The 23,329-nt window shown below is 43.8% G+C and carries 25 protein-coding genes; 13 read left to right on the top strand and 12 right to left on the bottom strand.

Annotated elements, in window-relative coordinates:
* Positions 1 to 11 precede the first annotated feature (11 nt).
* Both gloA and IEE84_RS01310 read right to left on the bottom strand, forming a co-directional pair.
* Complete coding sequence (gene gloA, locus IEE84_RS01315; RefSeq protein ID WP_191114625.1) at positions 12 to 575, bottom strand: lactoylglutathione lyase; 564 nt, start codon at positions 573 to 575, stop codon at positions 12 to 14.
* Positions 576 to 766: 191 nt separating this feature from the next.
* Positions 767 to 1,405 (bottom strand): carbonic anhydrase, encoded by a 639-nt coding sequence (locus IEE84_RS01310; protein ID WP_057758161.1) that lies wholly within the window; start codon positions 1,403 to 1,405, stop codon positions 767 to 769.
* A 413-nt stretch (positions 1,406 to 1,818) separates the two neighbouring features.
* Between IEE84_RS01310 and potA the strand changes: the two genes are divergently transcribed.
* The 6 genes from potA (at position 1,819) to IEE84_RS01280 (ending at position 6,973) form a co-directional block, all read left to right on the top strand.
* Entirely contained in the window at positions 1,819 to 3,060 is a 1,242-nt protein-coding gene (gene potA, locus IEE84_RS01305; protein WP_191114624.1) for a spermidine/putrescine ABC transporter ATP-binding protein PotA, read from the top strand.
* Entirely contained in the window at positions 3,060 to 3,938 is an 879-nt protein-coding gene (potB, locus tag IEE84_RS01300) for a spermidine/putrescine ABC transporter permease PotB (protein ID WP_191114623.1), read from the top strand. Before potA ends, potB begins: the two co-directional genes overlap by 1 nt.
* Entirely contained in the window at positions 3,938 to 4,744 is an 807-nt protein-coding gene (gene potC / locus IEE84_RS01295; RefSeq protein ID WP_191114622.1) for a spermidine/putrescine ABC transporter permease PotC, read from the top strand. The genes potB and potC overlap by 1 nt, the downstream gene beginning before the upstream one ends.
* Before the next feature lie 157 nt (positions 4,745 to 4,901).
* Entirely contained in the window at positions 4,902 to 5,792 is an 891-nt protein-coding gene (locus IEE84_RS01290) for a LysR family transcriptional regulator (protein WP_191114621.1), read from the top strand.
* Between the two features lie 253 nt (positions 5,793 to 6,045).
* Positions 6,046 to 6,438, top strand: a complete 393-nt coding sequence (locus IEE84_RS01285) for a CDI toxin immunity protein (protein ID WP_191114620.1) — start codon at positions 6,046 to 6,048, stop codon at positions 6,436 to 6,438.
* Between the two features lie 91 nt (positions 6,439 to 6,529).
* A complete protein-coding gene (locus tag IEE84_RS01280; RefSeq protein ID WP_191114619.1) occupies positions 6,530 to 6,973 on the top strand; it encodes a hypothetical protein in 444 nt (147 codons plus the stop codon).
* 120 nt (positions 6,974 to 7,093) lie between these two features.
* Here IEE84_RS01280 and crcB read toward each other — a convergent pair whose 3' ends face one another.
* From crcB to IEE84_RS01260, 4 genes are all read right to left on the bottom strand, one after another.
* Positions 7,094 to 7,465, bottom strand: a complete 372-nt coding sequence (crcB, locus tag IEE84_RS01275; protein ID WP_102078044.1) for a fluoride efflux transporter CrcB — start codon at positions 7,463 to 7,465, stop codon at positions 7,094 to 7,096.
* Positions 7,466 to 7,509: 44 nt separating this feature from the next.
* The gene (gene tsaD / locus IEE84_RS01270; protein WP_191114618.1) at positions 7,510 to 8,568 is read right to left on the bottom strand and encodes a tRNA (adenosine(37)-N6)-threonylcarbamoyltransferase complex transferase subunit TsaD; all 1,059 of its coding nucleotides are present in this window, start codon (positions 8,566 to 8,568) and stop codon (positions 7,510 to 7,512) included.
* 342 nt (positions 8,569 to 8,910) lie between these two features.
* Complete coding sequence (locus IEE84_RS01265; protein ID WP_191114617.1) at positions 8,911 to 9,441, bottom strand: c-type cytochrome; 531 nt, start codon at positions 9,439 to 9,441, stop codon at positions 8,911 to 8,913.
* 125 nt (positions 9,442 to 9,566) lie between these two features.
* Complete coding sequence (locus tag IEE84_RS01260) at positions 9,567 to 9,932, bottom strand: hypothetical protein (RefSeq protein ID WP_191114616.1); 366 nt, start codon at positions 9,930 to 9,932, stop codon at positions 9,567 to 9,569.
* A gap of 698 nt (positions 9,933 to 10,630) precedes the next feature.
* Between IEE84_RS01260 and rpsU the strand changes: the two genes are divergently transcribed.
* Both rpsU and IEE84_RS01250 read left to right on the top strand, forming a co-directional pair.
* Entirely contained in the window at positions 10,631 to 10,846 is a 216-nt protein-coding gene (gene rpsU / locus IEE84_RS01255) for a 30S ribosomal protein S21 (protein WP_010195908.1), read from the top strand.
* 203 nt (positions 10,847 to 11,049) lie between these two features.
* A complete protein-coding gene (locus IEE84_RS01250) occupies positions 11,050 to 11,499 on the top strand; it encodes a GatB/YqeY domain-containing protein (protein WP_057758141.1) in 450 nt (149 codons plus the stop codon).
* 42 nt (positions 11,500 to 11,541) lie between these two features.
* On the opposite strand, the gene IEE84_RS01245 is transcribed toward IEE84_RS01250, so the two are convergent.
* On the bottom strand, positions 11,542 to 13,113 hold the full coding sequence (locus tag IEE84_RS01245; RefSeq protein ID WP_224737830.1) for a M48 family metalloprotease: 1,572 nt from the start codon (positions 13,111 to 13,113) through the stop codon (positions 11,542 to 11,544).
* Positions 13,114 to 13,652: 539 nt separating this feature from the next.
* On the opposite strand from IEE84_RS01245, the gene IEE84_RS01240 reads away from it, so the two are divergent.
* From IEE84_RS01240 to thiS, 4 genes are all read left to right on the top strand, one after another.
* Positions 13,653 to 14,108 carry a sulfurtransferase TusA family protein gene (locus IEE84_RS01240; protein WP_191114614.1) on the top strand — a complete coding sequence of 152 codons (456 nt, stop codon included), beginning with the start codon at positions 13,653 to 13,655 and terminating at the stop codon, positions 14,106 to 14,108.
* A gap of 240 nt (positions 14,109 to 14,348) precedes the next feature.
* The gene (gene rpoH, locus IEE84_RS01235) at positions 14,349 to 15,212 is read left to right on the top strand and encodes an RNA polymerase sigma factor RpoH (protein ID WP_224737955.1); all 864 of its coding nucleotides are present in this window, start codon (positions 14,349 to 14,351) and stop codon (positions 15,210 to 15,212) included.
* 24 nt (positions 15,213 to 15,236) lie between these two features.
* On the top strand, positions 15,237 to 15,611 hold the full coding sequence (locus IEE84_RS01230; protein ID WP_191114612.1) for a DUF423 domain-containing protein: 375 nt from the start codon (positions 15,237 to 15,239) through the stop codon (positions 15,609 to 15,611).
* Positions 15,612 to 15,738: 127 nt separating this feature from the next.
* Positions 15,739 to 15,939, top strand: a complete 201-nt coding sequence (gene thiS, locus IEE84_RS01225; protein ID WP_057758131.1) for a sulfur carrier protein ThiS — start codon at positions 15,739 to 15,741, stop codon at positions 15,937 to 15,939.
* Positions 15,940 to 16,147: 208 nt separating this feature from the next.
* Here thiS and hpf read toward each other — a convergent pair whose 3' ends face one another.
* Both hpf and rpoN read right to left on the bottom strand, forming a co-directional pair.
* On the bottom strand, positions 16,148 to 16,528 hold the full coding sequence (gene hpf / locus IEE84_RS01220) for a ribosome hibernation-promoting factor, HPF/YfiA family (protein ID WP_057758130.1): 381 nt from the start codon (positions 16,526 to 16,528) through the stop codon (positions 16,148 to 16,150).
* A gap of 359 nt (positions 16,529 to 16,887) precedes the next feature.
* A complete protein-coding gene (gene rpoN, locus IEE84_RS01215; RefSeq protein ID WP_191114611.1) occupies positions 16,888 to 18,546 on the bottom strand; it encodes an RNA polymerase factor sigma-54 in 1,659 nt (552 codons plus the stop codon).
* Between the two features lie 287 nt (positions 18,547 to 18,833).
* Between rpoN and IEE84_RS01210 the strand changes: the two genes are divergently transcribed.
* Positions 18,834 to 19,703 carry a nitrilase-related carbon-nitrogen hydrolase gene (locus tag IEE84_RS01210; protein WP_191114610.1) on the top strand — a complete coding sequence of 290 codons (870 nt, stop codon included), beginning with the start codon at positions 18,834 to 18,836 and terminating at the stop codon, positions 19,701 to 19,703.
* 33 nt (positions 19,704 to 19,736) lie between these two features.
* Here IEE84_RS01210 and IEE84_RS01205 read toward each other — a convergent pair whose 3' ends face one another.
* The 3 genes from IEE84_RS01205 to lysA form a co-directional block, all read right to left on the bottom strand.
* A complete protein-coding gene (locus tag IEE84_RS01205) occupies positions 19,737 to 20,759 on the bottom strand; it encodes a tyrosine recombinase XerC (protein WP_191114609.1) in 1,023 nt (340 codons plus the stop codon).
* A gap of 46 nt (positions 20,760 to 20,805) precedes the next feature.
* Positions 20,806 to 21,693: a diaminopimelate epimerase gene (gene dapF, locus IEE84_RS01200; RefSeq protein ID WP_191114608.1), complete on the bottom strand. Its 888-nt coding sequence runs from the start codon at positions 21,691 to 21,693 to the stop codon at positions 20,806 to 20,808.
* Between the two features lie 329 nt (positions 21,694 to 22,022).
* Positions 22,023 to 23,252, bottom strand: a complete 1,230-nt coding sequence (lysA, locus tag IEE84_RS01195; protein WP_224737953.1) for a diaminopimelate decarboxylase — start codon at positions 23,250 to 23,252, stop codon at positions 22,023 to 22,025.
* Positions 23,253 to 23,329: the final 77 nt, after the last annotated feature.

Below are 23,329 nucleotides of genomic sequence, written 5' to 3'. Positions count from 1 at the left end.
CATTCTGACAATTAGCCCATCAAATCGGCCTGTACGATTTCGATCCAGTAGCCATCTATATCTTTGATAAAGGCAATATTTTTCATGCTGCCGTCTTCTGGACGCTTTTTAAATTCGACGTCATTTTTATCAAACCAAGCAACCGCTTCATCCAAACTTGGAACGCTAAAACAAATATGACCAAAACCTTGCGGGTCTTGATTGCCGTCATGATAGCTAAAGTCAGCTTTTGTCTCGGTGCCGTAGTTATGCGTCAACTCTAAAATACCACGCTGACGGAAAGCAAAAATTTCTAGATCATCGCCAGTTGGCAAGTTTTCGCGCTCGCTTTCGGTCAATTTAGCCAAAAAGTATAAGTCAAACCCCATTTCAGGGAACTTCTTAACAGCAAGCAGCGTCATACCCAAGACACCAGTGTAAAACTCTAATGATTTAACAGGGTCTTTGACACGCAACATGGTGTGGTTAAAAGTAAAACCGGTCGTCTGTGATGAGATTGGCTGAACACCATCAGTATTAACGCTGCTAGCAGGTTGGTCTATTGCGTCGTTATTGTTGTTAGATGAAGTAGACATAATTATCCTAATATAATTCAAAAAATAAATGTATAAACACGCAAATCACAATTATCGTAATTTGCGTCGTTCTCTTATCATAATAAAAAATGGCGAAATAACTGATAGGGTTTTGTAAGAATATGAGCAAGGTGTGTTTGTCTGTATACCCTACCCTAACTAGCTAGTTGTCTGAAGCTATCTAAAACTGACTAACTATCTAAAAAACGCACTTTTCCTGTCTCAAGATCATACTCAGCACCGACTACCAATAGCTGACCACTATTGGTTAAGTCCTCTAATGCACGTGAGCCATGCTTTAGCTGACTGACAGACATACGTACGTTAGCGCGGATAGAGCGATCGACCAGCTCGTCTGCATCGACGTCTTGACCATTGGCAGTTGCCAATTCGTGCAAGTTATAAACGCTTGGGCGAATACGATCAACGATAGATTGCAAGTTAGGTGAATAGTTCTGTTCAGGATTAATCAATGTCTCGACGCAAGCCGTGACAGCGCCGCATTTTGAATGTCCAAGTACCACGACCAATTGCGTACCAAAAGCTTCGGCTGCAAACTCGATTGAACCAATCTGTGATGGTGCAACGACGTTACCCGCGACTCGTATAACAAACAAATCTCCCAAACCTTGATCAAAAACAATCTCAACTGGTACTCGTGCATCTGAGCAACCCAAAATAATGGCCAATGGATTTTGATCCTTGACCAACTCTGGACGGCGCTGCATGTACTCATCGGTACTGGTGAGGCTATCAACGTAGCGTGCATTACCTGCTTTTAAAAGCTCAAGCGCTTCTTGACCTGTGGTTGGACGTATATCGGTAGGCATGAGAGATCCTTTATCATCAATAATATTAGAGTTATAAGCTGTTTTGCATACATGTATTCAAGCACAGATCGACTAATTATCGTCAAACTATCAGGCTAGTCATGTTTGTCAGCCATAACGTGATTGTATAGCAATAAAAATCAAAAAACGGTAAAAAAATTTGTCTAAATATCGCTAGGTGAATGTAGTCACATCTAAAAATACAGCTGTATATATCGCTGCTACGATAGTATGACTCGCGTAACTTATAACGAACTTGCACTGACTTATATCAAGGGTTTGTTATAATACGCAGCACTCAGGCAGCATTCAGACAGTAATCAAATCGTGCTTACGCTCATGCCAATCCTTATAATGACAGCCAGTTACCTTGGCAGCTGTATACAGCTATTGGACGCTCAGGAACAGATATTATGACCGATTTATCTCAAAATACGCATAACACCTCTGCGTCACCTCATGATGATCAGGTGCTGCTGCAACTGACTGGTCTAAAAAAAACCTATGATCAAACCGAAGTCCTAAAAGACATCAACCTTGATATCAAACATGGTGAGTTTTTGACGCTACTTGGCCCATCAGGCTGTGGTAAGACAACATTACTACGCTTGATTGCAGGCTTTGAGCAGCCGAACGCTGGGGCGATATATTTGGATGGCTTACAGATGGCAGGCTTGCCCGCTGATAAACGTCCGGTAAATACCGTATTTCAGCAATATGCGCTGTTCCCTCACATGAGCGTGGCCCAAAACGTAGCTTATGGCCTAAAGCTAAAAAAAATCCCAAAAGATGAAATCCAAAGACGTGTCAGCGAGATGCTAGCGATGGTACAGCTAGAGCATCTGGCCAACCGCAAGCCGCAAGATTTGTCTGGTGGTCAGCAGCAGCGAGTTGCGATTGCACGTGCGGTGATTAACCGCCCTAAACTGCTATTGCTCGATGAGCCATTATCCGCACTCGATCACAAACTGCGCCTGCAAATGCAATCTGAGCTAAAGCGTCTACAACGTGAGCTTGGCATTACCTTTGTCTTCGTGACCCATGATCAAGAAGAAGCGCTGTCGATGTCAGACCGTATTGCCGTAATGAAAGACGGCACGTTCCAGCAAATCGGTACGCCTATCGAGATCTATGAAACCCCTGCCAACCTATTTACTGCAAAATTTATCGGCGAGACCAATTTATTTAGAGCTGAGGTTAAAGATGTTCATCCAGACCAGCCAGATCGCGATGGCAAGGTAACCAACGGACGCATCGAGGTCGAAGTCTGTGAAGCGCAAGCGCAAGCAGGGCCGACCACCTTACGCAACTTACGTCGTCCTAATTTCGCCAATGACGTGCAAGTGGGCGATATCGTCAATTTACTACTTCGCCCCGAAGACTTACGAATATATGATCCAAAAGACAATGAACATAGCGGACTGTTAGGCCGTGTCATCGAGAGTAACTATAAAGGTAGCACCTTAGATTCGATTATCGAACTGGCAAATGGTCATATCATTAAGGCGTCTGAGTTCTTTGATGAAGATGACCCGAGCTTTGATTACAAATTAAATGAAGGTGTCAAAGTCTCATGGGTAGATGGCTGGGAGTGGGTATTGCCAGAAGACTCTGTAACTATGCCAGACATAACTGCACAAAAGGATGGTAGCTGATGGCCCGCAACCACTTAGGCAGTAAAAGCCCGTTTCGTACCGCTATGCTTTGGTTAATCTGGGGTTGGCTACTGATATTTGCACTATTACCAAATATCCTAGTCATCGCTGTCAGTTTTTTGACCCGTGATAGTAGTGCCTTTATCAGCTTGCCAGTCAGTATCGACAGCTATGTGCGGATGATTGACCCATTGTATTTTAAGGTATTTGTCCACTCATTATGGATGGCAGGTATCACAACGGTTATCTGTCTACTGCTTGGCTACCCTTTTGCATGGCTGGTTTCTAAGACGAAAGTGCGTTGGCAACCGCTGCTGATGCTACTACTGATACTGCCATTTTGGACCAACTCTTTGGTACGGACGTATGCATTAAAGCTGCTCTTTGCTAACAATGGTTTGATTAATAAATCGCTATTAGCCATCGGCGTAATCGATACCCCTATCGATATTTTATATACCCAAGGCGCAGTGATCGCAGGACTAACTTACTTGTTATTCCCGTTTATGGTACTGCCACTATATGCCGTATTTACCGACTTGCGTAATGACATGCTATTGGCTTCGCAGGATTTGGGTGCAACTAGAGCACAGACCTTTTGGCATGTAGTACTGCCATTAACGACACCTGGGATTATCTCTGGTGTACTGCTCGTGCTATTGCCTGCAATGGGCATGTTTTATGTGGCAGATATCTTGGGTGGCTCTCGTAATTTATTGGTCGGTAATATCATTAAAAACCAATTTTTGGATGCACGTGATTGGCCCTTTGGCGCAGCAGCCAGCGTATTACTGACACTAGCGATGGCGGTATTATTACTTGCTTACCGTGCTAGTAGTCGCCGCATTGGCAAAACTGACTTTAACGAGGTGGCCTAATGTCTTATAGCTCACCGAACACAAAAACTCGTCCGCTTAAGATTGGTAGTATCGCTGCCAAAGGCTATCTCGGACTGATTTATACCCTGTTATACCTGCCAATCATTGTCTTGGTGGTGATGTCCTTTAACAAATCAAAAATTGGCTATAACTGGGGCGGTTTTAGCTTAAAGTGGTACGAATCACTATTCAATAACCAAGCGATGCTCGATGCATTTTGGCATTCTATTGTCTTGGGATTGGTGGCGGCCACTGTCTCGACTTTGATAGGCACACTCACTGCCCTAGCCTTACATCGTTATAATTTTCGCGGTAAAGGCTTACTAAATGGGCTGCTGTTTGTACTGATGATGTCGCCTGAGATTGTACTCGCTATCTCATTACTAGCACTGTTCTTACTGATTGGTTTGCAACTGGGCTTTGTCTCATTGCTATTGGCTCACATTACTTTTTGCTTGCCCTTTGTTGTGATTACCGTCTTTGCACGATTAAGCAGTTTAGATGAGCGATTGATGGAAGCGGCACGCGACTTGGGTGCTAACGAATCAACCATGGTGCGCACCGTATTGATTCCCGTTATCTTGCCTGCGGTCATGGCAGGTTGGTTGCTAGCTTTCACTTTATCGCTAGATGATGTAGTGGTGTCGACCTTTGTCACGGGACCTAGCTATGAGATTTTACCGCTGCGTATTTATTCTATGGTACGCGTAGGACTCAAGCCCGAAGTCAACGCCATTGGTACGTTATTGCTAGTTGCTTCATTAGTATTGGTCGTTATCTCACAGTTACTGTTACGCAAACGCTAGCTGTGGAGGGCTCATTAGGGCATGTTTGATATTCGACCATGGCACTGACAGAGACTATTTGTGAATATCAAACATGCTTTAATCATACGCTATGAATGAAAATCAGCAACATATGTACTATAATGAATTTTTCTCACCTTAGCGGTTAGGTTATATTATGCTTGAGCTTCGTCATCTTAATACGTTAACCGCGCTACGGGCGCATGGTTCACTTGCAGCAGCGGCGGATGAGCTACACGTTACTGCCTCGGCCGTTTCGCATCAATTAAAAGAGCTTGAGAACTATTACGACATCAGTTTAGTCAATCGTCGGACGCGACCGCTTAGTTTTACGCCCGCAGGTAAAGCAGTACTGGCATTGGCAGACAATATCCTACCGCAAGTTACTCGCACCAAATCTAACCTTAAACGCTTAGCGCACGGTCAAGCAGGTAGATTACGCCTAGCATCAGAGTGCCACAGCTGCTTTGATTGGCTCATGCCGATACTGAACCACTATCGCCGTGAATGGTCGGATGTAGAGCTAGACTTTGCCACAGGGTTTGAGCCTGAGCCGCATCATCTACTCATGGAAGGTGATATTGATCTGCTTATCACTACCAGTGATTTACCGCTCGATGGTATCAGCTATCAGCCATTGTTTGAATATGAGAGTCGTTTGGTACTTTCACCAACACATGATTTAGCTACTCAAAAATTTATTGACCCCAATGATTTGATTAATGAGACATTGATTGCCTATCCCGTAGAAGCCAAACGCCTCGATATCATTGCTAATTTTATGACGCCAGCACAAGTAAGCTTTGAGAGTGTTCGTACGACAGAGCTGACCGCGATGCTGATTCAGTTGGTCGCTAGTGAACGCGGTGTCGCAGCATTGCCTGATTGGGTGGTTGCTGAATACGAGAAAAAAGGGTGGGTCGTCTCGCGGCCACTAGGAGAAGGTGTGCATTGTCAGCTGTACGCCGCAACGCGTACCTCAAGTAAAGATACGGCGTATATGCAGGGATTTGCGAGCTTATTGGAAGGGATAGTGAAGCCGTTGTAGTTTCATTACTAATCACTTTTTTATAGTGATGAAATATTATTCACCTTTTCATATCGTAATGAATATTATGGTAAACATAAACCCAATAATGGTTCCCTAGTGAGGACTTGAATGTTTGGCTGTAGGCTAATGGTATTAGTATCTTGAGCTATTTAGGTAGTCACGATGTACTTGGTAATGTACACAAAGTGAGTTTTTCAAGATTCAATCGAATTGTTCTTAATTATCTTAAACAATTTAACAGGCCATTTGTATGAACATTTTATTCGATGAAGCTTCAGCTGCTCTTAAAGAAGTTAGAGTGTTAGCAGATGAAGAGTCTAGGAAAGTAATGAGTCAGTTTGTTAGCTCATTTCCGATACGAACTAGTGGTAACGGAGGAATTGACTGGAACAAGGTTGATAAAAAAGTGCTACTAAACTGTATAGAAGAAATTAAAAATCAAATAAATCTCACACTAGCAGATAACTGTTTTATTATCTGGAATGATGCAGCACACCCGATTCTAGAGACTACTGTTGAAAGGATAGTAAATGCTTTTGACGACGTTACAGCTGTAAGTTTTGATACATGGATATTCATCCCAAAAAACAATAATGTAATTGAAAGTACTCCCTCCGGCTTAAGAATGAGTACGTTTTTTTAGGGTTTATCTGCGTATTCTATACGTGATCGGTGCGCTATACAGGCATCGAACTGCTTACCGTATAACCAAAGATGAATGGATAAAAAAACTAATGTCTACTATAGAAAAAAAGCTGAACCAAGCAGAAATTTTTTACCAAAACTATGAACCAGAGCTAGCTCTTGATATCTTAAATGAAGTAATTTCTGATAGTAATTCAACAGATAGTGAAATAGCGGAGGCTTTAAACCTAAAAGGAATAACTGTAGATCTTGCTCCATATCTTTCGGAAGATAAAGAAAACTACTCTGGACTGATTTTTTTCCAAAAAGCTTTGGAATACGCCCCTTGTAATACTAGTATTCTATTCAACGTACTCAATTCATTTTCTTGTATAGACATGATGCAAGACTATACTCAAAAAAACAAAAGTGCTTTTATATGCGCTTATGATGTCTTGAATAATGACCTGTATGATTCTTTAAACGAAGAGTCCAAAAGTAATTTGCATAAATTGTCTTCTAAATATCATGAATTTCAAGAGGAACGCTTTTAGGGTATACCCTAACGAAACCAGCTAACTCACTCGACAAACCTATTAATAGACCACTCAAAACAGACTGCTATCATGGAACCACTTATAACAGACTTTTAAACGATTAATATCTATCAACGCCTACAAAACTAGCTTAAAGAAATAAAAGCCCAGCGCGGTTGCCAGTAACGTTAGCCCAACATGCAAACCGATGAGCGCTAAACCTGCTAGCAACCGCCCGTCATGAATAAAGCCAAATACCTCTGCACTAAACGTACTAAAGGTAGTTAACCCGCCCAAAAAGCCAGTAATCACAAACACGCGTACATGATCAGATAAGTTGCTTCCCATGCGCTCAAACCATACTAGCGCAAGCCCTATCAATAGCCCACCTAGAATATTGGCGCTCAGGGTACCGAGTGGCACCCAACCGTGCAAGGCATTGAAACGCGATAACCAAGCTCGCAGACAAGCACCGAATGCTGCGCCCAAACCGATAGCAAGCCACTGCATAGACTGTCCTTAATTCATATAGACGTGTTGGACCAAATGCTCATTTATACGGCTGGCAATTCTGTCATCGGCCAACGCGGAATACAGCTAACAGCCAAATCATCAGATTGTCCTGCTTGCAAGCGCTCAAAACCTGCGTAAGCAATCATCGCACCATTGTCCGTACATAGCGCAGGCGGTGCATAATGAACCGTCGCATTGATCTTAGCCAGTTCCGCTTCTAACGTCTCGCGCAGATGAGTATTGGCACTGACCCCGCCTGCAATTACTAAGCGGCTCATATCTGCTTGCTTAAGTGCTTTGACACATTTTTTCACTAGCGTGTCGACCACTGCATGCTGAAAACTCGCGGCAATATCAGCACGAATCTGTGGATCACTATCAGCGCCATTACCCGACCCTCCTGAATGTGGCGTATCTTTAATCAGATTATGTACGGCTGTTTTCATACCACTAAACGAAAAGTCTAGACCGCGATGTAGCATTGGTCTTGGTAGTGCATAAGCATCAGGATTACCAGTTTCTGCCAGTTTGGCAATATTAGGGCCGCCAGGATAAGGTAAACCTAGCATCTTAGCCGCTTTATCAAAGCACTCACCCGCCGCATCATCTATCGACTCACCCAATATCTCATACTGCCCTACGCCGTGAGCAGCAATTAGTAACGTATGCCCACCAGATACTAGTAGCGAGACAAAAGGAAATGCCGGAGGGTTCGCGCCCATAAGCGGCGCCAAAAGATGCCCCTCCATATGATGAATACCAATCGCTGGAATATCCAAACCATATGCCAAGCTACGACCAAACAGTGCGCCTGTCATCAATGCACCAATAAGACCAGGTCCTTTAGTATAGGCAATCGCATCGATGTCGCTTTTTTTCATATCACATTGCTCTAGCAGCTCATTCAATAACGGCACGAGCTTACGAATATGATCGCGGCTAGCAAGCTCAGGCACAACGCCACCATAAAGTGCGTGCAGCTCAATTTGTGAGTACAGTACTTGCCCGACCAAACCTTGGTTGTCGCTATTTATTTGCTCACTATCAAAAATCGCCAGCCCCGTCTCATCACAAGAGGTCTCTAAGCCCAATACTTTCATACTTTTGCCTTTATACTTTCGTTTTCGTGCTATTTTTGTCGCACTTTTATCTTACATCATTTTGAAAAATTGGATAACTATAGTCAAAGAACTCTAAAATGAGTACAAGGCAGCCGACTGCAGATTGTACAAGTAGTACATCTAAGGAGGGTAACGCCGTAGCGGTTTAGAGTTCACCGACTATAATACAATCAGCCACACACTATCTTAAACTCGCTTAATACAGCTGTATATTCTCAGACTGGCATGACAAAAAATGTGCATAAAAAAACCGTCATTGTCAGTCACAATGACGGCCAGTTTAGCAAATTTCAATAGCTGACATACTCTATATATACCGTATCAGCTTACCGACGCTAGCATATAATCAACAGCCGCTTTAACTTGTGCTTCGGTCACACCATTTACTGCTTGCGCTGGCATTTTATTAAAGCCTTTAGCCGAGTGCATATATAGTGTTTCTTTGTCTTTGGTTAGACGAGCTGTCCAAGCCGCTGTATCACCATACTTTGGCGCATCGAGCAAACCTGCAGCATGACAAACCTGACAGTTTGATTCATATAGTTTGGCACCTGCATCTGCGGCCAACACTTCAGGCTCAGAATCAGTTTCAGGTGTTGCCACTGCGTCATCTACTATGTCAGCAGACTCTGTTGCTGATTTTGGTTCTGTTTCTGGATCAACTACAGACTCAGGCGTCGTGCCTTCGGTTTCTGATACAGCTTTCTCTTCTATAGCGGTAGCAGGTTCATCGGCTACTGCAGACTCTTCCGTAGCTGTGTTATCACCGCTACAAGCACTCACAGCAAATACCACACTCATGCTGATCACAGACAATTTCAGCTTGTTCATATACGGTTGTATATCAATCATGGTTTTACCCTTACTTAGTCAGTCTGCAATCAATTAGTGATGCGCTATATCAGCTTAAATTACTTACGTATACGACCAACGACTGTTTAATAGTCCATTGAGCTAATAGTCCATTGACCACTAAATTACTCAGCAGTGGCTGCAGCCGTATCGTCAGTAGCCGCCATATCAGCACTGTCAGTAGGAGCAGCTGCTGTATCCGCACTATCGGTAGCTGCTACTTCTGCAGTATCAGCCGTTCCTGCTTCAGCAGTAGCTGTACCGTCAGCTTCTGTACCAGCTGCATCAGTCGCTGGCATTGGTGCTGTCTCTGGGAATTCCATATCTTCTGCTTCAGGCGCGTTTTCGCGTGCCAACTCAGCCGCTTCATCCACCATATCGATAGCCAGCACTTCTTCATGCTCTTCGCCGCCACTACAAGCGCTCACGCTCACACCTAAAGCTACGATAAGTGCCATGCTTAATGCCGTGTTAAATACTGTTTTTTTCATTCCAACATCCTCAATAAAATACACACAAAACGGTTCATAGGCTTACTAGGGTCTATTGACCTTTCAAATTTGGTGCTGGCCGTCACTATTTTTTAGACAATATGCAGTGAAATTGTTGAAGCCTAGTCATTCTAGGTTAAATTATTTCGCCATATATTGGCAAAAAAGAGTACTGCCCTCCACTCGAGCACAGCTCTTGCCTTGCGAACGGGCAAAGCAGTGTTTTGCTCGATCCGTTCTCAAGGCTGATGCTAAAATTACCCCAACCGTTGTTGAAAACCTAGCTAAGGTCTCGACATTATCGTCGGTTTTCGCCTAGTTTGGTGTAACTTTAGCCATCAGCAGCCCTAATATTTGAATGTTCAATAGACCCTATAATATGGGAATTATCATAGCATAAACTCCAATCAAACCGTTATAGACGGTAGGGGTTTTTTATTGATAAAGCGTTGTATGTATGTCGAATTCATAGTTTGAGAGCCAAATTCAAATAGCCATCTAATTGAACAACCTATCGGCAATAAATGCTTAAAATCATTGACTTTGTTGGTATTTTTTATTAAAATACTTGCCCTTACGCTAATGCGTGAGAATTGTCCTAGTTTGAGCTGATGCCTGTAATCTTGAGATATTACGGCTAAATACTAATACACAGCCAAACTAATGCCCTTATATCTCATCCTAATCGAGGAGTCTTCATGCCTGCAGTTAAGGTTAAAGAAAACGAACCAGTTGATATCGCTATCCGTCGTTTCAAACGTGCTTGTGAAAAAGCTGGTGTATTATCAGACGTACGTAAGCGTGAGTTTTATGAAAAACCAACGCAAGTACGTAAGCGTAAAAAAGCTGCTGCCGTAAAGCGTTATAAGAAGAAGTTACAACGCGAAACTATTCGTACCACTCGTATGTACTAATCAGTAATCTGATTAGTTAAGTACAAGCGCTACACTAACGCCACTGTTATCAATTGATATCAGTGGCGTTTTTTATGCTACAATTTTTGTTATTACTGCTGACATAATTTTTTATTAAAACCACTATCAGCAGGTTTGGTTCTAAAAATTTAACAAACGACCTCTAACGAATAGCATTTAACAGATCGATAAGGATAATAGCAGTGAGCCAACTTAAACAGACGTTATCAGACAATATCAAAGTTTCAATGAAAGCTCGTGAGCTTGAGCGCGTTAAAGTACTGCGCAATGTACAGTCAGTAGTGAAACAAATCGAAATTGACCGTCAAACAGAACTTGATGATGCCCAAGTATTAGAAGTTTTACAAAAACAGCTAAAACAGCGTCAAGAGTCACTAACTATCTTTACAGAAAATGGCCGTGATGACTTAGCCACCAAAGAGCAGTTTGAGATTGATATCATCAACGAGTTTATGCCGCAGCAAATGAATCAAGACGAGATCATGGCATTGGTAAATGCTGAAATCGCTGAGCAAGGTGCTACGTCTATGCGTGATATGGGTAGCGTCATGGGTGTTTTGAAGAATAAAACAGCTGGCCGTGCTGATCCTGCTTTGATTTCTAAAATGGTCAAAGACGCGCTACAAGGCTAGCACTTGCTATTGATTGGCAGGCTAATCTGTACAAATAACCGCTTAAGGCTTAAAGTCTTTGGCGGTTTTTATTGCTTTGAGTTCTGCATTAATATTGGCCAATAACGGACGCGCACTATTGGCTTGTTCCGTGGTTTGCAGATTTTCCGTCAACTGTTTGGCCTGTGTCAAAGAGGTCAGCGCACTCTCATAGCGTCCATTCCATAGCTGATCATAACTGCGATAGCGCAATGCATTAATCGTCGCGATATTGGCTAACTGTGGTGAGGTGGTGGTCTTAGCAAGTTTTTCATTGGCGAGTTGCAAGCTTTGCCATGCATAACGATCGCTTGGCTGCTGCTCTGTTAGTGGTTTCAACAGCGCTTGAGCTTTTATCGGCTGATTGCTATTAGTCAGCGCTTCGGCCAGATAAAGACGTAAATCGCGGCGCTCAGGATATAGGCGCTGTTGGCTCTCTAAGACATCTACGGTTTGTTGCCACTTACCTTGTTCACTCAATAACTGACTGTGGGTAATCGACAATAGGGGCTCTAAATTTTGACGCTGCGTGCTTGATAACGCATTTATCTCGGCAAATACCTTATTAGCATCTGTAAAGCGTTGCTGCTCTCCATACCAATGCATTAGCGCAAGTTTGGCCCCGAGACTGTTTTTAGCGGCCGTTGTCAGTGTGACTTCGGATGCATGTTTACCAGTCACTTGCACACGCCAATACAACAAATCAAACAATGCTTGATGGCGCTGCTGCTGGCTCAATGAGAGCGCTGGATACTGCTGAGCGCGACTTTGTGACTCGCTCAACCGCTCATTACTCAGAGGATGTGAGCGTACAAAGCTCGGTAAAAATTGATTCTCAACTTGGTTCAACTGACTCTGCTGATTCATCGTGGCAAAGAACCGTGGCATCGCCCGAGGATCATAACCCGCTTGGGTCATAATCTGCATCCCAACTCGGTCAGCCTCGCGTTCATTACTACGGCTAAAGGCCATGCTGCTATTCATAGAGGCTGTCTGACTGCCCATCATCACAGCCGCAGCGGCATCACCATCGACAGCTGAGGCAGCAATCGCAGCTAGCATACCGCCTAGCTGCATCAGCAAGGCTTTTTTACGTTCGTCAGCGCCGCTTTCATAGTGCCGTTGACTGATATGCGCAACTTCATGCGCGACGACGCTTGCCAGCTCATCCATGCTACTAGCTGACAGTATCGTTCCAGTATTGATACCGATTACGCCACCAGGCGCTGCAAAAGCATTGATACTAGGGTTATCAATGATAACAACGCCAAGTGGTGCTTGCTGACGAGCTTGGGCATTGAGACGCCATGTCATGTCTTTTATCGTTTCTTGTACCCAAGGATCATGTTCCATTCTGACACGGCCATTGATATTCTGTAATGACCACTCGCCAAGCATTTTGTTTTGATATTGCTCAGCAAAGCTCAATCCTTGTCCGCGCAAATTTGGTAGCTCTAGCGTTTGCGGATCTGTGACTTGCCACGAGCTATCAGCAAATGGCAGCGTTTGACTCTCTTGACTATGTGCACCGCTAGCCATGGCTAGTAGCATCATTGACAGCCCTACCTTGATACTATTTGGCAAAGCTACACTCATAAAATGACGTTTACCTTTTTGCTTAGACAACATAAGTGGCAAGCCTGCAGAATTTGTGGGTATTAAAGAGCTGTTGCTGTCAGGTCGCTTCGTTCTATGAGCGTGGTACAAGTGCATATCCTATAAGATAATTGACGATCATCTTTTCGACTATACGAGCTTGTTTATCCAAGGTCAATTCTACAATGAACTTAACTACCAATAACTTAGCCACCCGTCACGATTGCGCAACATGGCTGTGTAATTATTCATTGGGCTATTATTTATGCAGTAAGTTTCAAACGTATAACTATTAATCGGGCAATTGCTAATCGTGCAACTCTTGGTTATGTGATTCTAGTGAACCGAACACAGCGTTGATTATATTCAACTGCAACTATACATTGTCTATTTGGTATAATAAGCAATAATGATAGTAGGTTTATATGACTGTGATGGCGACCTCATAATTTATGATTGATGGATTATGTTCGTACTCGATATCAAAGCCTATTGGTAATAGAACAAATTAAAATATAGATATCTACAAGGTTTAAGTTATGCCCGCTGCTAGTGAATTAGTCATCGAACGTGTATCGCACTCTATACAGTTATCAGCGAATTTGACTGATGCACAGCAGAACGACATTGCGAGTTTACTAGAGCTGCTACCGACTGAAAGTCATAATTCAGATGATTTAGCTACAGCACAATCTGGACTAAATATAAAAGGTTTTGTTGATGGACGCGGTCTCGCATGCCCGATGCCACTATTAAAAACTAAAGTGGCATTACGTGACGTAACAGTTGGTGATTCGTTATATGTGGTTGCAACCGACCCTAATTCGCAAGCTGATATCACAGCGTTTTGTCGACAAAGTCAGCAATTACAGGCGGCAGATTGTTTAGAGCTAGTGGTCAATGAAGTTACTGACCACTCGTCAGTTGATGGCACATCATTACAGCGTTTCGCTACAATATATCACTTCATCATTACCAAAACTGATAGCAACTAAGCGCTGCTATCCTTTACAATTAAATCATAAAGATTTTTATCTGACTATTTGCTTAACTATTTAACCAAGGTCAAGAATATGGCTAATACTTCTACTGATGCTGTAAATACAAATAAAAAAGATGGCTCAGCTCCTATAAAAAATGATGCACGCGATGCTGCATTAAAGGCCGCTGCTCAGCGACCACCCTATGACGCGAGTGCATTGGGCAATACTAGTACGCGCGACTTAGTACCAGCTATGCCAACTCACCTGTCAGCGCCAGGGGTCAATTTGGGTGCGTATATCAATACTGTCCATCAAATCCCTATTTTGACGCCGGTACAAGAGCAAGAGTTGGCGCATCGCTATTATGATGAAGGTGATGTCGAAGCCGCTCGTCTACTGGTAATGTCGCATCTACGTTTTGTAATTCATATCGCACGTAGCTACTCGGGTTACGGATTGCCACAAGCGGATTTAATCCAAGAAGGTAACTTAGGATTAATGAAAGCAGTTAAACGTTTTGACCCAAATAAAGGCGTACGTTTGGTATCCTTTGCTGTGCATTGGATCAAAGCTGAAATTCATGAGTTTGTGATTCGCAACTGGCGTATCGTCAAGGTTGCGACCACCAAGGCTCATCGTAAACTGTTCTTTAACTTGCGTAGCCTTAAGAAGACCAATAATCAGCTGACACTAGAAGAAGCGGATGCTATTGCTAATGACTTGAATGTCACACGCAAGCAAGTGTTAGAGATGGAGTCACGTCTAACCTCTTATGACGCTTCGTTTGAGGCGCAGTCAAGCGACGACGATGATGGTCGCTACGCCCCTCAGCTATTTTTGGAAGATGGTATTGATCCAGCTGAGCAGTTAGAAGAAGCGGATTGGGAAGAAAATAACTCATCAGCACTCATCGCTGCGATGGGTACCTTAGATGAGCGTTCGCGTGATATCGTCGAACAGCGCTGGTTGTCTGAGCAAAAATCCACCTTGCATGAGTTAGCTGCGGTTTACTCTATCTCAGCTGAGCGAGTCCGTCAGATCGAGAAAAATGCCATGGACAAGATTCGTGATGCGATGACCATTGACAGTGTGATTCTGCCAGATGATATTCAGTAGCCTTAAGATGATACGAGTTGTTCAATGTTAAATTGGATCGGTATTGCAGCAATTAATATGGCTATCGCCGTGGCCTTAGGTGCATTTGGTGCGCATGGTTTAGAAGGTCATGTCAGCATGCAGCAGCTCGAGTGGTGGCATACGGCAACGCTATATTTGTTTGTACATGCGCTTGGATTATTGCTTGTGGGTTTACTGATTCGTTTGAGAGATATTACTCAGACGACCGCTTGGTTACTACAAATTGGTATTATCATTTTCGCTGGTAGTTTGTATGCCATGACGCTTGGTGCACCGCGTTGGTTCGGTGCGATTACGCCTATTGGCGGTGTTCTTATGATTGCAGGTTGGCTATGGTTTGCCGTTTCCGCCTTTCGATTGAAGGACCCAGTTAGCTGAGCTACTCGATAGTTATTGTTATTTTTAGCTCTTTGCATCAGCTGCAACGAACTATCAGTAATAAAGCAAAAGATACGCAATGAATAGCAGATAAACAGGAATTTTAAAATATTAGGGAGTATTTAATATGAGCACCATTAGTGTCAATGGTAAAAGCTTGCAAACCACTCATCAGACTGTGCAACTAGTTATCAATGAACTTGGTCTTAGCCAAGGTCGTTACGCTGTAGAAGTAGACGGCGAGTTGATGCCAAAAAGCGAGCTTGCTCAACTACGTATTGTAGAAGGTATGAATATAGAAGTAGTACAAGCCGTCGGCGGTGGTTAATAGTATTTAGACAGATAAGCTTGAGCTGACAGCTAGTTCATTTTCGTTCTAAGTTTACCAATGCTAAAAAAGACCTCAACGTATTACACGTTAGAGGTCTTTTTTTATGTCAACTACAAACCAATGCAGTAGCTACTTATAAATTTTTTATTCTCTTAGTCTACTTTCACTAGCTTGTAACGATAGTGTTCAAAGTTTTAAACTCGAACTATGCTGCTGGTACTGCTTCTGCAGGGGTTAGATCCTGATAGCGACTATCGCGTCCTGCACCCTGAGTCTTTTTGCGCTCCTGACGGGTTTTATACTTACGTACTTGTCTATCTAGCTTGTCTGCCATCTCGTTAATGGCTTTATACATATCATCTTCATACGCTTGGACAAACATTTCTTGACCCGAGACACGCATAATTGCTTCAGCTTTATGGCTCTTTTTACCGCCGTCGCTAGCACCGCTATTGTCTAACGATAAAATCACTTGAATACTTTGTATCTGATCGAAGTGACGCTCTACTTTTTCAAGCTTCTCGCGTACTGCTGTGTCCATAGCTTCTGTAACGCTGATATGATGACCACTGATAGAAACATTCATATTGTTGTCCTTTTATTTGTAACTTACAATCAACAGATGAGGTAGCATTCTTGCTCTTGTCATCCTGCCTTACCACTAACTATACCAATGCCTCTAGTAATGTGTCGACGTATCCTTTTATCGTCTCCTTTATTAGTTGTAAATAAATACTATAAATCGGCATTTGGTGTTCATTGTTGGTATGACTCTAATTTGTCATGAAAATCGCTCAGTAGCAAGCCGTTAAATTGTAATTAAGTGTAACAATAACTATTATTTCTATTTGGTTTCTATATAATCAAAAAATTTTATTTTTTATATCTGTATTGCACTATACAGACAGGTAGCCATTAAGCTTATAGAAAAACGAGCTTAGATAATTAGTATTTCTGTTTGCGCTGAGTAGACGAGCCAATATTCATTGCTTCACGATATTTGGCAACGGTTCTTCTGGCTATATCGATACCATCTGCTAACAGCTCATCTTTGATACGACTGTCTGATAATGGTTTTTTGGGATCTTCGTCAGCGATGAGCTTTTTAATCATGGCACTGATAGCGGTCGATGAGATATCTCCGTCAGCACTACTTACGTGAGATGAGAAGAAGTGTTTCAAAGAAAACAACCCTTGCGGCGTCAAGATAGTTTTACTGGTGGTAAGGCGTGAGACCGTAGACTCATGCAAGTCAACTTCTTCAGCAATGGCCTTTAATATCAGAGGTTGCATGGCGGTTGCACCATGCTGCAGGAACTCTTGTTGATAGCGTACAATGCTGGTTGCTACTTTAAGTAGATTTTGATTGCGCTCTTCGATACTACGAATAAACAGTCGAGCATCAGTAAGGTTTTCGCGCAGATATTGATTGTCAGGGCTGTCATCGCCGCGCTTGACTAAGTTGGCATATTCTTGGTTTACGCGTAGTTTTGGTAAGGTGTCTGGATTAAGGCGTACATACCAGCCATCCTCTTCTACTTCAGAGTTACTTGTCGCCTTATTGTTTCTAACAGGTGTGACCAACACATCTGGAATATCGTAGCTCTCAGGCGGCTGGGCATAGTCAGGCTGGCTAGACTGAAACAGCAGCCCTGGCGAAGCATTTAAGGTACGTAGTAGCGTAAGCGCAGGTGTGATGTATTCTGGTGCAAGCCCTGTGCGTTCAGTCAGTGCTTTAATATTATTACTGACTAAATGCTCGCTCGCTGATAGCAACGCTCGAGCTTCTTGTAGATATTCGGTGTGGGCATCTAGCTTAGATAGCTGAATCGATAAGCACTCGCTTAAATGACGCGCCCCTACGCCAACTGGATCACAGGACTGGATGATACGTAATACCGTCAAGACCTCTTCTTTTTCAACGCGCTCATCCCATTGATAGAAACTTGCCATCGTATCAAAGCTCTGCAGTAGCTCATCTATATCAATTCGAATAAAGCCCATATCATCCATGGAGTCTATTAAATATTCTGCAATCAGCGTATCGGCCTCTGATAAACGCTTAAAGTTCAGCTGCCAGCGCACATGATCTTGAATGGTGGACGAAGTACCGCCTTGGTAACTATCAAAATCTTCATCACCCCTACTATTGCCAGAGCCCGCTGCGGTAGAAGCATAGTTACCCGTGTCAAAGCTACCTATATCAAAGCTATCAGCATCTGAACTGCCGTAGCTATCTACATCTATTGCACTATCATCGATATTAGGCTGTTGTAATTTATCTAAACTATCACTGAAGCTATCGCTACTATCGCCGCTGTACTCTGTACTGGTAGTAGGTACTGATTCGAATGAGTCACTGCTACTTTGATTCCAGCTATCAAGCGTCAACGGCTCGCTCCACTCCTCTATTTCATCGTCACCACTGTCGTATTCGTCATCGTTTTCGATACGTTCAAGTAATGGATTACTATCTAGCTTTGCCTGAACCTCTTGTGCGAGCTCAAGACTAGAGAGCTGCAGCAATTTTATGGCTTGCTGCATTTGCGGGGTTAGCTTTTGTGAGTTGCTCAGCGTGGTCGCCAATCCGAACGACATACTCATGGGCGGCTTATTGCACTCCGATCTTAGTGATATTGTGTTTATTCTGTCAGTAAAGGTAACGACATAAATCTTATTAGGACATGACGATAGCATTTTTTGCCACAATTTTGCTATGATAATTTATGTTTTGTCCGGATACGTTTGGTTTGCTATCGCTAGTAAACTATCATCTTGGCAAGGATGAGCAACCCATAAATACGAGCAGTCTGCTCATTACCGCGAAAATATTATAATAAATAAATTACGGTAAATGGCCAATACAGCTCACACCCAATAGGAATATTGTCATGAATTCAAGTAACCATCAACTTAACGTCGCTGCTATTCAAATGAACAGTCAGCAGAATATTGAGGATAATCTAGCAGATATCAAAGCCGCTATCACAGACGCACAAGCTCAAGGTGCTGAGCTTGTTGTATTGCCTGAGAACTGCTGTAGTATGGGACAGCAATCTGCTACTGCTGAGCGTTTTGACGAATTATCAGCGACGATATCAGATTACGCACGCACTGCTGGTATCCATGTACTAGCAGGCTCATTACCTTGCTATTATCGTCCTGATGGTACTGTCGTTCCTGATGGTAGATTGCGCCAAGTGAGCCAGCTGTTTGCACCAGATGGCACCCGTGTCGCACGCTACGATAAGATTCATCTGTTTACTGCAACTGTGGCCGATAAGCATGGCAGCTATAACGAAGCTGCAACCTTTGAACCGGGTACGCAGACCGTAGTTGCGCCACTAGCAGTAGGCAGTACAGTCTATCAACTCGGCATGATGGTATGTTTTGATTTGCGCTTCCCAGCATTGGCGCAGCGTCTGCGACAAGCAGGTGCTGAACTGTTGAGTGCACCCTCTGCGTTTACATACTTAACTGGGCAAGCACACTGGTCGCTGCTGTTACGAGCGCGTGCTCTAGATAGTCAATGTATGGTCATTGGCGCAGCGCAAGGTGGTGATCATCTCTACAAAGATGGTAGTACCCGTCAAACATGGGGACATGCAGCTATTACAGCGTTTGATAGTAGTGTTATCGCAATCTATGACGATAGCGAGTTGGATAAACAATATGCCATCGTCATGGCGTCATTAGACAAGCAAGCGCAAGAGCAAGGCCGCCAAAAACTACCTATCTTTGATTGCCATCGTTTGGCGTAAATTGTGAAATTCAGTGGATTTCGTGCCTAATTGCTAAGGCAATTCTTCATTTTGAGCATGAGTTGCTCGTGGATGCGCGCGATCATAAACCTGCGTTAATTTTGCAAAATCAACGTGAGTATAAATTTGCGTGGTGCTAATATCACTATGCCCGAGCATCTCTTGTACAGCGCGCAAGTCACCACTGCCTGACAGCATATGTGATGCAAAACAATGACGCAATAAATGGGGATACATGTTTTGGGCAATACCTGCGCGGGTGGCAGCGACTTTTAAACGCTGCTGCACTGCCCGTGTTGATAATCTGGTGCCAAGCTTTTCACTGATGAACAATGCGCTATCCATCTGCTCTACCCAAAGGTTACGATGCGGCAGGTAGCGACTAATCGCTTCTGCAGCCTTTATCCCTAATGGTACTAGGCGTGTTTTATTACCCTTACCCGTGACGCGTACCCGTAACTCAGACAAGTCTACATCTGCCATATCGAGTGCAACCAACTCGCCAACTCGCAAGCCACTACTATAGAGCAGTTCAAACATAGCTTTGTCACGTAACCATAAGCGCGCTTGCTCTGGTGTATCAGGAATCTCTTGATCGAGTAGCTGAGTCAGTAAATCGACATCAGCGATAGAAGGCAGCGGTCTAGGACTACGCTTAAGCTGATAGCCAGTGGTTGGGTTGATACGTGCTAGCGCTTCTTCAATCATCCAACCATAAAAATGCCGAATCGCAGACAACTCTTGCTGGACACTGGCAAGCGCCAACTTATCTTCATCAAGACGTTGACTGATGTGCTGGGCCAGTTGCCGTTTATCACAGCGTGTCCACGTTAGACGCTTCCCACGCAAAAATAACGCCAGTTGATTTAAACCAGCGAAATAAGCGGTCAGAGTATGCGGCGAATGGTTGCGCACAGACAATGTATTGAGCCAACAATGCACAGGTGCGAGTAGCTCTCGTAAGGCAGCGTCTGACTCTATATTGGCGGCCAGCTCAGTAGATAGCCAAGGTGCTGAGCTCGCCGCCTGAGTGTCTTTATCAGTAGACATAACCATATTAGAACCATCCTTGGCATTTATACGACTGGCCTAACAACAGTTATCAGCCTTCAGCATTGGGTTTAAGGCCTGCTTGTGCCATTAGGCCATCTGGACTAAATACACCTTCGTAGACGAAAGCGGTCGGACCCGTCATCGTAACTGAATAGCCTGGCTGCCATTTGATAATCATGCTACCACCGTATAGCTGTGCGCGAACTTCCTCACCCTCATCAAGCCAGCCTTCACGTATACCAACGGCTACTGCTGCACACGCGCCCGTACCACAAGCTTGCGTCTCACCCACTCCGCGCTCGTACACACGTAGACGAATGTGGCGCTGATTCATTACTTGCATAAAGCCTACATTGACGCGGTCTGGAAATGCAGGATGCGATTCAATTGCTTTGCCCAAAGTCTCGACATCAGCATCGAGTACGTCATCGACTTTTATCACAGCGTGCGGGTTACCCATATTGGCAACGTACAGCTGTACAGGCGTACCATTTACATCAAGATGATAGGTGTTTTGAATTTTGGTCGTCGCTCTTGGGCTAAACGGAATCTCATCTGGCTCAAATTTAGGCTTGCCCATATCGACATCTACCCAACCGTAACGATCAGTAGTCAGGGAAATAATACCGCTGGCCGTCTCAACGCGTAGACGCTGCTTAAATGACAGTTTACGTGCCTGCACAAAACGTGCGAAACAACGCGCGCCATTGCCGCATTGTTCGACTTCGGTGCCATCAGTATTAAAGATACGATAACTGAAATCGACATCAGGGCGCATGGGTGGCTCGACTACGAGCAGCTGATCAAAACCAATGCCTAGGTGACGATCGCCCAATAACTGCACCAAATCCTTGGTCAAATCTAAGCGCTGGGTCACTAAATCAATGACCATGAAATCATTACCCAACCCATGCATTTTAGTAAACTCTATTAGCATATCTTTGATGTCCTATCCTATTTTTATGTATGCCTTATATTAGCACGCTGTCAGATACAATCATAATAATACCAATCCCAAAAAATACGAGCAGCGGTGTCAAACTTGTTTAGTCTACAGTGAGTAGTACTTACACTCGTTTTCCTTGCTACTCTAATTTTTGTGAATGGTGTTGCCTTCAACTAAAGGCATGCCTTTAATTAAGAATCAGCTTTAATTAAAAAACGCTTTCCTCAAAATCCAGTCATAAAAAAACCCATTGTCATTATCACAATGGGTTCTCTTCAACCATCAAATACGGCGATAGTTTTGGCTCGTCTTTAATCGCCTTACTGCGCCTGCCACAATGCTTCTTCTGCATATAATGCTTCAATCGTTTCGCGCTTGCGAATAAGCTGATGACTATCGCCAGACACCATCACTTCGCTAGCACGCGGGCGTGAGTTATAATTACTACTCATGGTAAAACCGTAAGCACCTGCGCCCGTAATGGCCAGTACATCACCTGTGGCCAATGATAGTAGGCGGTCTTTTGCCAAGAAATCACCCGTCTCGCAAATCGCGCCAACGATATCCCACGGCTGCGTACCATCCGTATCGATACCAGCACTAGGTAACACACTTGGAATCACGGCCATTTCAGCTTGATATAAAGCAGGACGAATCAAGTCATTCATAGCGGCATCAACGATCGCAAAGTTTTTATGCTCAGTTGGCTTGAGTACGTCAACTTGAGTCAATAGCACACCAGCGTTGGCAACGATACTACGACCTGGCTCAAAAAACACAGTCAAGCCAAGCTCGCTAAGTTTTGGCAATAACGCTTGGGCAAACTCATCGATAGATACAGGCGTCTCATCGATATAGCGCACACCTAAACCGCCGCCCAAATCGATATGCTGTAACTCAACACCTGCGTCACGCAGGCTATGTATCAGCTCAATAACTTTATCTAATGCTGCAACAAATGGCTCTACTTCAGTCAACTGCGAGCCAATATGACAATCAACACCAACGATGTTGATATGTGATAAATCAGCCGCTTGCTGATAAACCGCTAGTGCGTCTTCATGAGTGATACCGAACTTGTTGTCTTTAAGACCTGTTGAGATATACGGATGGGTTTTGGCATCGACGTTAGGGTTGACGCGTAACGAGATTGGCGCAGGCTTATCAAGTGACTTTGCGACGTCATTGATTAAAGTCAGCTCGCTGATAGACTCAACATTGAAGCAGCCAATACCTTGAGTCAGCGCATATTCGATATCACTATACGTTTTGCCAACGCCTGAGAATACCACCCGTGATGCTGCACCACCTGCCGCCAACACACGCATTAGCTCACCGCGAGAGACAATGTCAAACCCAGCGCCTGCCTGTGCCAAGACACCAAGCACGGCAAGGTTAGAGTTTGCTTTTACGGCATAGCATACCTGATGATTCAGACTGGCAAAGCTATCAGTATAAGCTTGATAAACATCCAATATTGCCTGCTTTGAATACACGTAGCATGGTGTGCCATATTGTTTTGCCAACTCATCGATACTGACCTGCTCCATATACAGTACATCGTCGCGATAGCTTAGCGCTGGCAAGTGAGCACTCAACGCTTTCGGGTCAACATACAACCCTTGCT

This window comes from Psychrobacter sp. 28M-43 (assembly GCF_014770435.1).
Lineage (GTDB): Bacteria > Pseudomonadota > Gammaproteobacteria > Pseudomonadales > Moraxellaceae > Psychrobacter.
The sequence above is the reverse complement of the archived record's forward strand: the minus strand, read 5'-3'. Positions and strand labels throughout refer to the sequence as shown.